Origin of the sequence: Rheinheimera faecalis, assembly GCF_021290965.1 — a bacterium.
Classification (GTDB): Bacteria; Pseudomonadota; Gammaproteobacteria; order Enterobacterales; family Alteromonadaceae; genus Pararheinheimera; species Pararheinheimera faecalis.
The window spans coordinates 60,837-74,641 of sequence record NZ_JAJOYT010000014.1 but is presented as its reverse complement, the minus strand read 5'-3'; the positions used below and the strand labels follow the sequence as shown (position 1 = coordinate 74,641).

The window sequence follows — 13,805 nt, the reverse complement described above, 5'->3', positions numbered from 1 at the left end:
GCCGAATTTTAGTTCAGTCAAAAGTGCTCTGGTGCCTTTCGCTTTGCCTCACACCTTTAAATCAATTTGCTGCAATAAACCGACATCTTTATCTTCGGTGATAAAAATGGAGCTGCGCTCCAGCCGACCTTGTACTTCGTCTTTGTGGCGCAAGCTAAAAGGTGTGGCTATTGAATCGACACTTAAAGCCGCTACGCCCATTTCTTTTAAGCTATATAAGCCTTTCTCTTCAGGGCGCCACAACCATAATCTTTGCCAGATTGGATCCTGCTGATCGATCAGGCCGTTTTGGTCTTCATCAAAAGTAGCAAGTTCAGCAAAACCCTGGCCTGTAGTGGGGCCAAATAATTCTTTGCCTGAGTCGACTGTGCCGTTGTTATTGCTGTCTTTTGCGAGGTAATACTGACCCTGCGCCAGTTGCTGAATAGATTTGGCATTGTCTGTCAGGTTAAATGCAGAACTTTGTCCGCTAAGCTCGACCGGACGGCCGTTAAAACTCATCACCAATGGGTCTTTCATTGGTTGTTCTGTGCGTTCGCTGTAGCTGAATTCTTCGTAGCTCATGGCAAATTGCATCGACCAGCTAAAGCTGCTGCCATCCTCTAAAGCGACAGAGCCGGAAAAGTCAGCGCTGACAGCTTCATAACGGTACGACCATTCACGGATAGTGACGCCAGTGGCATTTTGGTTTTGCGGTTGTTCTGGCTGGGCTCTGTTGTCTGTGCCGTTTAAGGCACGGTTTAATTCAGCCGGATCTACCCAACCTTGTAACTCTTCACCTGTCAGTTGTTCCAGCAAACGTTTGATGGTGCCAATGGAATACACAGCGTTAAACAAACCATCGTCGCTTTTTGTGTCCGTAGTTGCGTCCGCAGGCGCTGCCATAGTTTCGTCAGAAACACCATTAGCCGAAGGTAACAGAGAAGTCTGAGTTAAACTTCTGTTATCCTTTGTTACAGTTGAGCTGTCGTTTCGCTCTGGACTCATGCTGCGGCCTGAATACAATAGCTGCAGACTGCTGGAGTTCTGTTGTTGCTTGATGTTGAGGATTTGCATTTTAGCTCCCTCTCTGACTTGGGCTTAACGACTGTATCGACCACAATTGTACAAACTTTAACCAGGATCGCTATCATGCTAGAAAATTTTTTCCGTCAGTTAACGACAGATCCAGACAGCATTAGCTTTTCGCAAAGTATAGAGCTGATTGAAAGCTTATATAATTTTTCCGAAACAGCCTTTCGTAATGGTGATAAACACAATGCGGCGGGGGAGAATAATGGTTCGTGCAAGATATTTGCTTTTGCCTTGTTGCACCGTTTATCCGAGCCACAAGCTTTGCAAATGTTTGGCGATTATTACCGCAAAGATGTGTTATCAAGCCCGGCAGGTTCAGATCATGCCAATATAAGACAGTTTATGCAGTACGGCTGGGATGGTATTGAATTCGCAGGCCAGGCGCTGAGCCCAAAATCTGCTTAAGCAGATTGGGCTTGAGGCAAGTTGCAGATACGATTGATGGTTGCCTGAATTTTTTGTGGGGTAAAAGGTTTAGCCATAAAACCGCTGGCACCGCCTTCGACACTACGTTTTACATTTTCCACTGTACTGTGTGCTGACATAATCACCACATGGCAGTTGGGTTCTAATGCTTTGATGCGGGTTAACAGCTCGTGGCCATTGCTATCCGGTAGTTCAATATCCAGAAAAATTAAATCGGGATGATCAGTGCTGATGGCCATCAAGGCTTGTTGCCCTGTACTGGCTTCCGCCACTTTTTCAGCGCCCATAATTCGCAAATTTTGAGTTAAGAAATAACGAACAGAACTGACGTCATCGATGATCAGAATTGAAGATTGATCTATAGTCATGCGCAACATCCTTGCTTGGGGCATTCACTTGGTCTAAGCATGTCGTGATCTAATCAAAAGCGCAATAAATAAACGATATTATTGCAAGAAAGCAGGATTAAGAGCGTAACTGACTTGGCAGTAAACCAGTCCAGCGCTTAAAGGCTCGGCGGAAGTTATGTTCATCGGAATAACCCAGCCGGTGTGCCAGTTCTTTATTCGACATGCCTTGCAGCAATAAGGCTTGCTGTGCAGCGCAGGCTTTGACCTGATCCTGCAACTGTTGATAGCTGGTGTGCTGTTGCGCCAATACACGTTTTAAGCTGCTTAAACTCAAACCCCAATGCCGCGCTGCTTCTTCCTGCGATGGCGATTGCCTTAGCACAGTAAAAAGCCATTGTTCCAGTTGTTCGGTAAAGCTGATTTTTTCTGGTATCGACTGCTGTAAATACAGGCACCAGTTCTGTTGTTGTTGCCAAAGCTTAGGATTAGCGTCGGCAAAAGATTGCTTTAACAGTGCAAGGGGCAAGGACAAAGAATTTTGCAGTGCAGTATCAGGAGTTAGTTGCCATTGATGCTGATACAACCAACTGGTTTCATGATCAAGGCTGGTTGCACTGATACTTAGTCTTGATGTATCACCGAGCTGTTGTTTCACTAAACCCAGCAGGTAGTGAAGCATCAGCTGTTCTATAAAAGCCTGCTGTTTTCCCAAAGCAAAAGAGGGTCGTAACACTAAGCGTAACTGGCCCTGTACCCGCTGCAGGCGTATATAAACCAAAGGCAAAAGTTGTGAGCGGTAGCGATAAAAGCTCAGTAAAGCTTGCTGTAAGTTTGCACTGTGCCTGAGCATCAGCAGCAAAGGCGAGTGGTTGTGATGCAACCAGCTTTGGGCTGTTAAGTAGGCCAGTTCTGGCCCGGGTAATGCTTTTTGGCAATTACTGACGAGTTGTAAGTACTGCTGCGGACTGATTTTTATCGTAGCTTTACGTAAGTCTTCTTCAAATAATTTGCTGCCTTTAAGTAAAGTATCTAACGCAAAACCGCGGCGCTGGCATAATAAAATCATATCCAGTGCTGTTGCGCCAAGCAGTAAGGCTTTATCGTCAAAAGCCAGCAGCGCTTTGGTCACACTAAGCTCCACTGGGTTTTCTGTTGCTTTTGCTGCTGTAATTGCTGCCACAGTTGAGATAACAATCGCTGGGGTTTAGTCACCTGCTGCGCCGCAGTGATTTCAGTGATGGTCCAGTGCAATTGGGTATGCAGGTGCAAACTTAGCTGGCTGGTCGCATTTTGCAATAAACTTTGGGCCATCGCCTGATTGCTTTGTGGCATCAGTATGACAAATTTATCGCCGCTATAACGACAGACTAAATCGCCTGATCTGAACTGTACCAGTGTCAGCTCACTAAGCTGTTGCAGTAATAAATCTGCCGCTGCCATACCTTGTTCTTTGTTAAAACGGGCAAACTGACTGATGTCCACTAAGGCCAGACAAAAAGGCTGCTGGTGCTGTTGTTGTAACTCCAACTCACGTTTAAGTACGGCCAGCAAATACTCTGGTTTATAGAGTTTGGTTAAAGGGTCAAGTAACTGGTAATGGCGCAAATGTAGCTCGCGGCTGGCCAATTGCTGATTAATAAAACGCTGTTCTTTATGCCAGCCAATTAAGCCTAAAGTTAAAATCAGCATGCCAATGGGGGCTGGAATAGATTCAAGCCAGCTCAACAGCCTGTGGCTGTCAGGGTATTGGAAAAATTCGTCCAATAAGTTCAGCTGATAGGACAGCACCAGCAATAAAGAGCCCACATAAAGCCCGTTGGTGACAGGGCCTGCAGGTCTGCTGTATAACACCAGTAATAACCAGGCTATCACTACGGCCAAGCTGCTGCCTTCGCCCAGAATATCCATCCAGTCAATTTCTGACGTTACTTTCAAATCGCCATAATTGACCGCTAGCAAAATGCAGAGCACAAATAGCAAAGCGGTCAGCCAGAGTTTGGCCGGATGCTGTGAGCTAAATCCCATAAGAGCTTCCGCTTAATGAAAAGAATACCTATAACGTCCAGTCTGAACCTGGCAGATGACAGTCACATGACAGAAATCCATCAGACAGAGCTAAGTAGACCCCGGGTCCGCTTAGCTCAGCCATCACCGCTTTAACACGCTGAGTTGTCATAAAAACGCCGCAGAATAAATTCCAATCACTATAAACATCTTTAGGAATTGGGGTTCTTCTTATGCAAACGAACACAGTGTTTCGTCGCGCTTTATTGGCCAGCAGCATCAGTTTGATCTGCGCTTCAGTCATGTCGGCGCAGGCCGCTGAATTAACAGGCCGGGTGGTTGATAACCGCCAGGTATTATTGTCTGGTGTGCAGGTCAGTATTCCGGCATTAAAAATCAGTAAAGTCACAGGCCATGATGGTCGTTTTGTGTTTTCTAATTTGCCAGAAGGCCAGTACCAACTGCAATTTAGTTATGCCGGTGTGCCGCAGCAAAAATCTGATGTCAGCTTAAGCTCTAATCAGGCTATGGGTGATATCACGCTGGCAAAAGTGGAATCCGGTATCGAAAAGCTGGAAGTTCAAGGCCAGCTTGCATCAGCAGGTAAGGCCTTAAGTCAGCAACGTTTTGCCAGCGGTATTGTCAGTGTGGCAACGACAGACGAACTGGGTCAGTTCCCGGATAAAAACGTCAGTGAGTCTTTAGCGCGTTTAGCTGGTTTGTCTGTAGAGCCGGATCAAGGCGAAGGCCGTTTTATCCGCGTTCGTGGTTTAGCGCCGGATTACAATACAGTGACCTACAACGGTACCCAACTGGCTGCGCCAGAATCAGGCCGTCGTGCTGTGGCTCTGGATGTGATCCCCTCTGATTTATTGTCCTCTGTTGAAGTCACCAAAACCATAGCCCCTGAACAAGCTGCGGGTTCTTTAGGTGGCACTGTCGATATCAAAAGTATTTCCGCTTTTGACCGCAGCCATGATTTTTATAGCTTCAGCGCTGAAGGTAGTTACAACCAGCAACAAAGCGAAACCAGCCCAAAGGTATCAGGTTTATACAGCAGCATTTTTGATATAGCTGGTGATAAAGACGCTTTAGGTGTGGCTTTATCTGCCAGTTATGCCGACCGTAAATTTGGTTCAGACAATGTCGAGACAGGCGGCAACTGGGATATTGAAGAACAGGCACTGGAAGAATTTGAACAGCGCCAGTATCAAATCAGCCGCAAACGTATGGGCTTGGCGCTGAACTTAGATTATCGCCCTGAAGGCGACACTGACTATTACCTGCGTACTTTGTACAGCAAGTTTACCGACGATGAAGTGCGTCAGGGTTTACTCACTGAATTTGAAGAACCAGTACAAGCTGGTACTGATTCCGCAGGTGAGCTGGTGCGTGGTATTAAAGCCCGTGAAGAAACTCAAACCATCAGCGCTGTGGTGCTTGGGATGCAACAACAGTTAGCAGACTGGCAGTGGAAAGCCGAAGCAGGCGCCAGCAAAGCCGATGAAAAAACACCTTTTAGTCTGGCCGATGGTCAGTTTAAACAAGAATTTGACGAAGGTTTAAGTTTCAGCGGCACAGATAAACTGCAGTTACTGGCACCAGAATCGGCTTACAGTGCTGAAGACTACGAGCTGGATGAAGTCGAAGTAGCTGACACCTTCACTGAAGAGAAAGAGAAAAACGCTAAGTTTGATTTAAGCCGCGAACTGCTGCAAAGCTGGGGCGCGCTGGAAGTCAAAGCTGGTGTGAAATGGAGTGACAGAAGCAAAGTTGCAGATGAAAGCCTGTGGCTGTATGAAGATTTAGAAGATGCAGGCCTGAGTAAATTAACTCTGGCTGATTACCCTATGGGCAATGCAGATTATGGTTTAGGTCGTTTTGGACCAGCCATTAATCCTGGGTTGTTATTGTCAGAATTAAGCACCTTAGACAGAGATGATTATCTGGATCCGGTGGAATCGCAAATTAACGATTTCAGAGTCGACGAAGAAATCAAAGCCGCTTATCTGCAAGGTAACTGGCAGGGCGAAAACTGGCAAGTCATTGCAGGTAGCCGTTTTGAGCATGACCAACGTGACGCTGTAGGTAGCAAATACGACGCTACGACAGAAGAATTCAGCCCACAATTGTACAGCGGTTCTGAATCACACTGGTTGCCAGCTGTGATCAGCCGTTACAGCCTGTCGGACCAAACTCAAATCAGAGCCGCCATTACCAGCTCTTTAGTACGCCCGAGTTTTGCTCAGTTGGCACCGGCTTTTGTGCTGGAAGAAGATGATGGCGATATTGAAGCCAGCTTCGGTAATCCGGCACTTGAGGCGTTAACTTCAACCAACCTGGATTTAGGTGTGGAGTACTACCCGGACAAGTTAGGCGTAATGTCAGCCATGTTGTTCTACAAAGACATTAAAGACTTTATCTACGCCACAGATCTGGCAGGTCAAGGTGAATACGAGGACTTTAATCACGCCGAAACTTTTATCAATGGTGATGACGCCACTTTATATGGTCTGGAGCTGAACTATGTGCAGCAACTGCAAGGCATCAGCGAGTTTTGGGATCACTGGTTAGTCTCTGCTAACTTAACCTTAAGCCGTTCTGATGCACAAATCAGCTGGTTTGATGACGGCGAGCTGCTGACCCGTGATATAGATTTACCCAGTCAGTCGGACAAAACCGCCAATATGGCTATTGGTTATGAAGACAACAGCTGGAGCTTACGTTTAGCTGCCAACTATAAATCCGATTATCTGGTGGAAGTCAGCGAGTTTGACGACCCGGCTTATGACTTATTCAGCGACAGCCAGTTGCAATGGGATTTCAGCGCCAAATGGAAAATCGACCCGGCTGTGCAGTTGTACTTTAATGCGGTGAATTTAACAGACGAGCCTTATTACAACTACACAGGCACACGCGCCTTTAATGCTCAGTACGAAGAATATGGCCGTACTTTTGCCGTCGGTATTCAGTTAACCAACTGGTAAGGAAGCCTTATGAGTCTTAAAGCATATAAACAAATGTGCAGGCCAGTGGTCGGCCTGCTGCTGGTTTTAAGCTGTGTGGCTTCTGCCAGTAATACTTCAGTACCCGAAGGAAAAAGCCGGTATCAGGCAACTAGCTTTGCCGATCGCATAGTGCTGTTACCTGCCACCGATGCCGCCAGCAGTCAGGCGGTCGGTTGGCGCAGCAGCATAGCGCAAAGTCAGTTGCAATGGGCTAAAGCTATTGATGGGCCGGCGCTGGAGCTTGATGCGAAAACGCTGGATGTCAAAGGCACTTTAGTGCAAACCGACAATGGCCCGGCCTATTTTTATAAAGCCAGCATGGCTGGCTTACAAAGCGATACCTTGTATGCCTACAGAGTCAAAGGTGAAGGCAACTGGAGTGAGTGGCTGCAATTTCGCACCGCCAAAACAGAGTTTGAGCCTTTTAGTTTGCTGTATTTTGGTGATGCACAAAACAACTTAAAAGCGCATTTCTCACGTTTGGTGCGAAGTGCTCAGCAGCAAGTGCCGCAAGCTAAACTGATGCTCCATGCAGGTGATTTGGTTAATTCCCGTTACGGCATTTTGGATCACGAATGGGGAGAATGGTTTGACGCTATCGGCTGGGTGGGCGCTATGACGCCGCAGCTGATTGCCGCTGGTAACCATGAATACCTGAAAAGCGAAAATGCCAAAGGTGAAGAACGCAGGGAGCTGGCTGCACAATTTACCGCGCAGTTTCAGAGCCTGAATAATGGCCCAACGTCTTTGCAGGACACAGTGTTTTATCACGATTATCAGGGCGTACGTTTTATTGTGCTGAACTCCACTGCTGCAGTGGAAGATGAAAACCTGGCTAAAGTGCAGGCCGACTGGTTAAAGCAGGTGCTTTCGAATAATCCGAACCGCTGGACTATCGCCATCTATCATCATCCGATGTTTTCGGTGTCTTTGGGCCGTGATAACCCAAGATTACGCCAGTACTGGCAACTCTTATTTGACCAGTACAAAGTCGATTTGGTGTTGCAGGGGCATGACCATGTGTATGGCCGTTATCAGCCTGAAGGCAAAGGCCCGGTGTATATGGTGTCAGTGGCGGGTCCTAAAATGTATCTGGTGTCGAAACAGGCTCGCGCCAAAATGGCTCAGGTCGGCGAAGATACTCAATTATTTCAGCAACTGGATATCAGTGAAAACCAGCTAAAAGTAAAAGCCATCACAGTGACAGGCCGCTTGTACGACAGCTTCACCTTAAAGCGTCAGAGCGATGGTTCGAACCTGTTGCAGCAACAATTTAAAGCCAAAATCGCCCATTGCAGCGCTAAAACCATCAACGACAACAAATGCTGGCAAGGCACAGAATTCAGCGCTGCCCAAAGCGCCCCGGAGAAAAAATGAAATACTCTTTAATCGCGACTTTAGTTTCAGCGGCTATGCTGATGGCCTGTCAGGCGCAAAGCCAAAACGGCACAGCAATTGACTCGTCTGCAGCTGTCTATGCAGAGCTCACTACCACAGTGGGGCAGTTTCAAAGCTCTGCCTCAGCCTTAGTCTGGCAAGATGGCAAAGGTGCAGTGATCCAACAATGGCCTGGTGTATTTCGCCGTTTAAAAGCTTTGCCTCAAACCGATGGCTCAGTGGTCCTGGCTGCTATTGAAACAGAAAGCAATCAGCTGCATTGGTGGCAATTACAGGGTAAAACAGTACAGCGCTCAGGCAAACAGTTGGTCAGCCAACTGGTGGTGGACGATTTATGCTGGTATCAAAGTGCAGAGAACAAACAACTTAGTCTGTTTTTAATAGGCGACAGAGGTTTGGGTGAGCAGTGGTTACTGGCGCAGGATTCGAAGTTTTTAGCAGCGCCTTTATCCATCCGTAATTTAAACCTGCCCACTGATGCCACAGCCTGTGCTGTCGATCAGCAAAAAGGCAAACTCTATCTGGCTGAAGGCGCTACAGCGCTCTGGTCTTACAATGCGGAAGTGGAAGCCGACGAAGGCCGCACCCTGATTGATGTGCAGGCACCTTTGGGCAAACTCACAGGTGAAGTGAAAGCATTGGAGTTCACTGCGGATAGCACTTTAGTGGCGTTACAGGAAGAACCAGCTTTGCTGCAAAGTTATCAAAGCCAAGGCGATGCTTTGGTGTGGCAACAGAGCAAAGCCATCACAGCACTGGAGTCTGCAGAGCAGTTAGGCCTCTCTGCCGGCATCTTGTCAGTCGTCAGTGAAGAGGGTCAGCATACGCAATTCAAAGATAAAGCTTATCAGACGCAAGCTGCCATCTTGCCAGAGCGTTCCACTCTGCCTATGCAGCAACTAAGCCCAACTTTGGAAACTGTAGCTGTTAGCTACAGAGGGGATGCGATAGATGATCCTGCTGTTTGGCAGGACGCAAAAAATCCCGACAATAGTCGTATTTTAGCCACGGACAAAAGAGCGGGTGTGGCTGTGTACAACATGAAAGGCGAGCAGCTGCAGTTTTTACATGTAGGGCGGGTGAACAATATCGACCTGCGTTATGGCCTTGAGTATCAGGGTAAAAAACAGGATATAGCTGCTGCGACCTTAAGAGCCGATAACTCGGTGCAACTCTTTGTGATAGATGCGCAAGGGCAAGTGAAAACAGCATTGAAGTTTGCCACACCTTTTAGCGATATTTACGGCTTGTGTTTGTATCAGTCAAAACGCAGCGGTCAGACTTATGTGTTTGCCAATGACAAAGATGGCACAGTGCTACAGTACCAGATCAGCTCCAATGGTCAGAACTGGAGCGCCAAAGAAGTACGACGCTTAAAGGTGCCAAGTCAGCCTGAAGGCTGCGTGGCAGATGATCAGAATGACCTGCTGTTTTTGGGCGAAGAAGATGTAGGTATTTGGCGTTTTGCTGCTGATGCTAAAGCCGATACCAAAGGCGAACTGGTGATTAAAGCCGATGCTGATGTGCTGGTGGCTGATGTGGAAGGTTTGGCCCTGTTACCCGGAAAAAATGGAAAACCGGCTTATTTGCTGGCATCCAGTCAGGGTAATGACAGTTACGTGTTGTATCAAACCACCGCGCCATACAAAGCCGTAGCTCGTTTCAGAGTGCGCTTAAATGCGGAGCTGGGCATAGATGGCAGCTCCGAAACCGATGGCCTGGAGCTGACCACTTTGTCCTTGGGCAACGGTTTTGAACAAGGGGCCGTGATAGTGCAGGATGGCCGTAACCGTATGCCGGAACAAGGTCAGAACCTGAAACTGGTGCCTTTAGAGCAGTTATTGGAATTGTTGCCAACTCAATAATCACTAGGAAACAGACCAATAAAAAGGCCGGAGCAAATGCTCCGGCCTTTCACACGTCCTGCCAAATTAAAATAAAAACAAAAAATAAAAACTTAACATTTACCTTTTTTCGCTTGTCCTGGCGGGCAATGTTTGCCGTGACCATGACCTTCGACTATTACACCCGGAACCAGAACTTTAGGCGGCTCAACTGTCACACTTGGACCTCTGACGGCACAGCCTGTTAAACCTGACATCAGGACTATACCAACTGAGGCAACAACTAAAGCTGAATAAATACGCATTTTTTTCCCTTTTATTTAAACGTGCCAGCTTAGCTTAGTGCTAATCCTGGCAATTGTACAACTCAGCTCTTCAGTCAGATCAATCATCATGGTGATAATGACGTTTATGTTTTTTGTGCTTTTTATGATAGTGCCTGTCCTGATGATAGTGGCGCTCTTCGTACACCACTACCGTTGGTCTTGGCTCTACTATAACAGCAGGACTGTAATAGGCAGGAGGTTCAACCCATACAGTGGGGCCTCGTACCGCACAACCTGTCAGTGTCAGCAGTGCGGCAATACTTGTAGTCATCAACAATGCTTTTTTCATCATAAGCTCCGTTTTAATCTGACAGGTAGTAGTCAACTGTCGCTACTACTCTGACTTTTTTGATATAAGGCGTATTGCTGTCACGGTCAGTAATACTGAACTGACCCTGGCTGGCGGTTTTAATTTTGCCCAGTTTACTGTCTGAATCGGCTGCAAATTTAGTGGCCACTTCACGGGCATTGCGCGTCGCTTCTGCAATCATGTCGGGTTTTAATTCATTTAAACCACTGAAAATAAATTCGGGTTTACTGTCGTAGTCCTGACCTGCTATGGCTATACCTGTTTTGCTTAATTCCAGTAACTTCGCCATGGCCTGATGCACTAAATCAACATTGCTGCTGTACACAGTCACAGTAGAGCTGGCCGTATAACGCATCTGATTGGCATTGGGGTCGTAATAACCGGCCTGACGATCGACAATTTGTGGCACAGCGACAGTAATTTCTTTTTGACTAAAGCCCTGTAACTTTAAAAACGCCTGAATTTGCTCGTTTTTACGTTCAACATTAGCCACCAGTGTGGTCAGGTTATTGTCGACATCGTTAAATTTAATAGGCCAAATCACAGTATCTGCGGCTACTTCGCGCTCCGACAACCCTTTCACCTGCACCACACGCTCCATAGCTCTGAATTCAATCAGGCTACTGGCTAAAATGGCGCTACCTGCAACCATACCTGCGGCTAATACTGCGGCAGCAACCCATGAGCGGGACTGGACCATATAAACTCCTTACATTTAGATAAGCTAAGTGTATGCAGAGTAGCTGAATGGCTGATTAATACTGTATATACCCGTCTTACTTGAAGCTGTAGCTTTGTTGACTTCACCCTCTCGCCCCAGTCTCATAGGTTTACTATGCTCCTGGGGTCTCGAAAGCTTGCCGCCTCGCTACAACTGCAATTACTTGGGTATAGATAGTAAAAACACTCTGGTGCCTTTGTATTTTGCTGATTATGATGGAAGCCCAGCCTTCTATTTCAGACCAACTTTTATGCAAATTGAACAAAGCCAAGTCACCTTAATTACACCAACAGGGCCCATGCAGGTGTATCAGTACCAGCCTTTAGCCGCAGCTACAGCAGGTAAAACTTATCCGGCTATTTTGTTTTATTCAGAAATTTTCCAGCAAACGGCTCCTATTGCCCGCAGTGCAGCCATTCTGGCCAGTCATGGTTTTGTCGTGCTGGTGCCTGAGATTTTTCATGAGTTAAATCCGCTGGGCACCGTGCTTGCTTATGACGACGCGGGCAAAGACAAAGGCAATCAGGACAAATGGACTAAACCACTGGAAAGCTACGATAGCGACAATCAGGTGATGTTGGATTATTTAAAAACCTTGCCTTATGTCCGACCAGAAGTAGGGGCTATGGGCGTTTGTATTGGCGGCCATCTGGCGTTTCGTGCAGCTTTGAATCCGGCTATTAAAGCCACCTATTGCTTGTATGCCACAGATCTACACAGTGATACTTTGCCTTGTGGCGAAGGTCAGCAAACCCTGGGCCGTGCTGCTGATATTCAGGGCGAACTGGTGATGGTTTGGGGTAAACAGGATCCTCATGTATCCCCGGAAGGGCGTCAAAAGGTGTATCAACAATTAACGGAGGCCAAAGTCAGTTTTAGCTGGTATGAATGCAATGCCCAGCATGCTTTTATGCGCGATGAAGGCGAGCGTTATGATGCAGCTTTGGCGCTGCAGAATTACCAGCAAGCAGTGGCCTTGTTCCGTCAGATGTAAGTTGTGCTGGTAGTTTTTCTGGCTTTGGTTTTGCTTTAGGCCGTAAAATAGCGGCCATGAAGCCAAAGCCCTTGAGTGCAGTTGAGAAACGATGAATTGTGTTGAGTTTTTAGCCGGACGTTGTAACTCCTGTAATCAGCTGGCTGTACCTTATGCTACACAATTGGAGCAAAAACAGCAGCAACTGGCACTTTTGCTGACGCCTTTTGCCGAAGCTGAACTTTTGCCTGCAGTGGCAAGTGAAGAACAGGGTTTTCGTACTAAAGCTAAAATGGTGGTGTCTGGTACAAAAGATCAGCCTGTGCTGGGTATTCTGAATGGCCAAACCCCTGTCGATTTATCAGCCTGCCCTTTATACCCGGCAGCTTTTGCGCCTGCTTTTGCTTTAATCAAAAGTTTTATTCAACGTGCGGCCTTAACGCCTTACCAGTTGGAGCAGAAACAAGGCGAGCTGAAGCTTATTTTACTCAGTCAAAGTCAGCATTCAGGTCGCTTTATGCTGCGATTTGTGCTGCGCTCTAAAAATTGTCTGGCCTCTATCCAAAAGCATTTACCCTGGCTGCAACAACAATGGCCAGAGTTAGAAGTGTGTTCCGTCAATCTGCAGCCCGTGCATATGGCAGTGCTGGAAGGGCCTGAAGAGATTGTATTAACTCCACAAGAGCTATTACGTGAAGAGTTAAATGGCATACCTTTGTATCTGACTCCTCAAAGTTTTTTCCAGACTAATACTTCAGTGGCGGCTGCTTTGTATGCCACTGCAAAACAATGGGCTGAACCTTTACCTGGACAGACATTGTGGGATTTGTTTTGTGGTGTCGGTGGTTTTGGTTTGCATCTGGCAAGTTCTACTCAAGGTCAGCGGCGGGACTTGACCGGTATCGAAATTGCTCCCAAAGCCATTGCCAGCGCTACACGTTCAGCCTCTGAGCTTGGCCTGGCTGAGGTAAAATTTCAGGCATTGGATGCAGCAGCTTTTGCTAAAGCTTCAAAAGATGCGCCTGATCTGCTGTTGGTGAACCCACCCAGACGAGGCTTAGGTGCTGCGCTTTGTCAGTCTGTGCTGGCATTACAACCGGTATGGCTGATTTATTCGAGCTGCAATCCAGAGACGCTAGCCAGCGATTTAGCCTTATTGACTCAGGACTATCAGCTGTTAAAAGTACAACTCTTTGATATGTTTCCTCATACTCATCACGCAGAAGTGCTTACCTTGTTGCAAAGGCGTAGTAACAGATAAGTTGTTCAGCAATTTATATTTTTTTACATTTCCTGTCCAATACTCCGATCTGGTGCTAGTTTTTTACCAGTATTTTCATTTCCCGGTTTTAATTTATGTCCGTTGGATTT

13 protein-coding genes are annotated in these 13,805 nt (G+C 47.0%); 6 read left to right on the top strand and 7 right to left on the bottom strand.

Going from position 1 to position 13,805, the window contains the following annotated elements:
* Window positions 1-48 precede the first annotated feature (48 nt).
* The gene (locus tag LSG34_RS18290; protein WP_233010621.1) at window positions 49-1,056 is read right to left on the bottom strand and encodes a hypothetical protein; all 1,008 of its coding nucleotides are present in this window, start codon (window positions 1,054-1,056) and stop codon (window positions 49-51) included.
* Window positions 1,057-1,131: 75 nt separating this feature from the next.
* Between LSG34_RS18290 and LSG34_RS18285 the strand changes: the two genes are divergently transcribed.
* Complete coding sequence (locus LSG34_RS18285; RefSeq protein ID WP_233010620.1) at window positions 1,132-1,479, top strand: HopJ type III effector protein; 348 nt, start codon at window positions 1,132-1,134, stop codon at window positions 1,477-1,479.
* Here the strand turns inward: LSG34_RS18285 and LSG34_RS18280 are convergent.
* The 3 genes from LSG34_RS18280 to LSG34_RS18270 all read right to left on the bottom strand — a co-directional run bounded on the left by LSG34_RS18280 (window position 1,476) and on the right by LSG34_RS18270 (window position 3,875).
* Window positions 1,476-1,868, bottom strand: a complete 393-nt coding sequence (locus tag LSG34_RS18280) for a response regulator (protein WP_233010618.1) — start codon at window positions 1,866-1,868, stop codon at window positions 1,476-1,478. The two genes, LSG34_RS18285 and LSG34_RS18280, sit on opposite strands and share 4 nt — an antisense overlap.
* Window positions 1,869-1,965: 97 nt before the next feature.
* Window positions 1,966-2,979, bottom strand: a complete 1,014-nt coding sequence (locus LSG34_RS18275) for a helix-turn-helix transcriptional regulator (RefSeq protein ID WP_233010616.1) — start codon at window positions 2,977-2,979, stop codon at window positions 1,966-1,968.
* Complete coding sequence (locus tag LSG34_RS18270) at window positions 2,976-3,875, bottom strand: GGDEF domain-containing protein (protein WP_233010614.1); 900 nt, start codon at window positions 3,873-3,875, stop codon at window positions 2,976-2,978. The genes LSG34_RS18275 and LSG34_RS18270 overlap by 4 nt, the downstream gene beginning before the upstream one ends.
* Window positions 3,876-4,087: 212 nt before the next feature.
* On the opposite strand from LSG34_RS18270, the gene LSG34_RS18265 reads away from it, so the two are divergent.
* Genes LSG34_RS18265 through LSG34_RS18255 form a run of 3 tightly spaced genes read left to right on the top strand, consistent with a single transcriptional unit; the run spans window position 4,088 to window position 10,125 of the window.
* Entirely contained in the window at window positions 4,088-6,841 is a 2,754-nt protein-coding gene (locus LSG34_RS18265; protein WP_233010612.1) for a TonB-dependent receptor, read from the top strand.
* Window positions 6,842-6,850: 9 nt separating this feature from the next.
* A complete protein-coding gene (locus LSG34_RS18260) occupies window positions 6,851-8,239 on the top strand; it encodes a purple acid phosphatase family protein (RefSeq protein WP_233010610.1) in 1,389 nt (462 codons plus the stop codon).
* Window positions 8,236-10,125 carry a phytase gene (locus tag LSG34_RS18255; RefSeq protein WP_233010609.1) on the top strand — a complete coding sequence of 630 codons (1,890 nt, stop codon included), beginning with the start codon at window positions 8,236-8,238 and terminating at the stop codon, window positions 10,123-10,125. Before LSG34_RS18260 ends, LSG34_RS18255 begins: the two co-directional genes overlap by 4 nt.
* Before the next feature lie 92 nt (window positions 10,126-10,217).
* Here LSG34_RS18255 and LSG34_RS18250 read toward each other — a convergent pair whose 3' ends face one another.
* The 3 genes from LSG34_RS18250 to LSG34_RS18240 all read right to left on the bottom strand — a co-directional run bounded on the left by LSG34_RS18250 (window position 10,218) and on the right by LSG34_RS18240 (window position 11,440).
* Window positions 10,218-10,409, bottom strand: coding sequence for a hypothetical protein (locus LSG34_RS18250; RefSeq protein WP_233010608.1), 192 nt, complete (start codon window positions 10,407-10,409; stop codon window positions 10,218-10,220).
* 79 nt (window positions 10,410-10,488) lie between these two features.
* Window positions 10,489-10,719: a YajG family lipoprotein gene (locus tag LSG34_RS18245; RefSeq protein ID WP_233010606.1), complete on the bottom strand. Its 231-nt coding sequence runs from the start codon at window positions 10,717-10,719 to the stop codon at window positions 10,489-10,491.
* 13 nt (window positions 10,720-10,732) lie between these two features.
* Window positions 10,733-11,440, bottom strand: a complete 708-nt coding sequence (locus LSG34_RS18240; RefSeq protein WP_233010604.1) for an SIMPL domain-containing protein — start codon at window positions 11,438-11,440, stop codon at window positions 10,733-10,735.
* Window positions 11,441-11,711: 271 nt separating this feature from the next.
* Here LSG34_RS18240 and LSG34_RS18235 point away from each other — a divergent pair, with 271 nt between their 5' ends.
* Together LSG34_RS18235 and rlmC are read left to right on the top strand one after the other, a co-directional pair.
* Complete coding sequence (locus LSG34_RS18235) at window positions 11,712-12,455, top strand: dienelactone hydrolase family protein (RefSeq protein WP_233010602.1); 744 nt, start codon at window positions 11,712-11,714, stop codon at window positions 12,453-12,455.
* 91 nt (window positions 12,456-12,546) lie between these two features.
* The gene (gene rlmC, locus LSG34_RS18230; RefSeq protein ID WP_233010600.1) at window positions 12,547-13,695 is read left to right on the top strand and encodes a 23S rRNA (uracil(747)-C(5))-methyltransferase RlmC; all 1,149 of its coding nucleotides are present in this window, start codon (window positions 12,547-12,549) and stop codon (window positions 13,693-13,695) included.
* Window positions 13,696-13,805 lie beyond the last annotated feature (110 nt).

Excerpts from the sequence above, each read along its gene's own strand:
- rlmC (WP_233010600.1), top strand. The coding sequence starts at position 12,547 with ATGAATTGTGTTGAGTTTTTAGCCGGACGTTGTAACTCCTGTAATCAG.
- LSG34_RS18240 (WP_233010604.1), bottom strand. The coding sequence starts at position 11,440 with ATGGTCCAGTCCCGCTCATGGGTTGCTGCCGCAGTATTAGCCGCAGGT.
- LSG34_RS18290 (WP_233010621.1), bottom strand. The coding sequence starts at position 1,056 with ATGCAAATCCTCAACATCAAGCAACAACAGAACTCCAGCAGTCTGCAG.
- LSG34_RS18245 (WP_233010606.1), bottom strand. The coding sequence starts at position 10,719 with ATGAAAAAAGCATTGTTGATGACTACAAGTATTGCCGCACTGCTGACA.
- LSG34_RS18235 (WP_233010602.1), top strand. The coding sequence starts at position 11,712 with ATGCAAATTGAACAAAGCCAAGTCACCTTAATTACACCAACAGGGCCC.
- LSG34_RS18270 (WP_233010614.1), bottom strand. The coding sequence starts at position 3,875 with ATGGGATTTAGCTCACAGCATCCGGCCAAACTCTGGCTGACCGCTTTG.
- LSG34_RS18255 (WP_233010609.1), top strand. The coding sequence starts at position 8,236 with ATGAAATACTCTTTAATCGCGACTTTAGTTTCAGCGGCTATGCTGATG.
- LSG34_RS18285 (WP_233010620.1), top strand. The coding sequence starts at position 1,132 with ATGCTAGAAAATTTTTTCCGTCAGTTAACGACAGATCCAGACAGCATT.
- LSG34_RS18280 (WP_233010618.1), bottom strand. The coding sequence starts at position 1,868 with ATGACTATAGATCAATCTTCAATTCTGATCATCGATGACGTCAGTTCT.
- LSG34_RS18260 (WP_233010610.1), top strand. The coding sequence starts at position 6,851 with ATGAGTCTTAAAGCATATAAACAAATGTGCAGGCCAGTGGTCGGCCTG.
- LSG34_RS18265 (WP_233010612.1), top strand. The coding sequence starts at position 4,088 with ATGCAAACGAACACAGTGTTTCGTCGCGCTTTATTGGCCAGCAGCATC.
- LSG34_RS18250 (WP_233010608.1), bottom strand. The coding sequence starts at position 10,409 with ATGCGTATTTATTCAGCTTTAGTTGTTGCCTCAGTTGGTATAGTCCTG.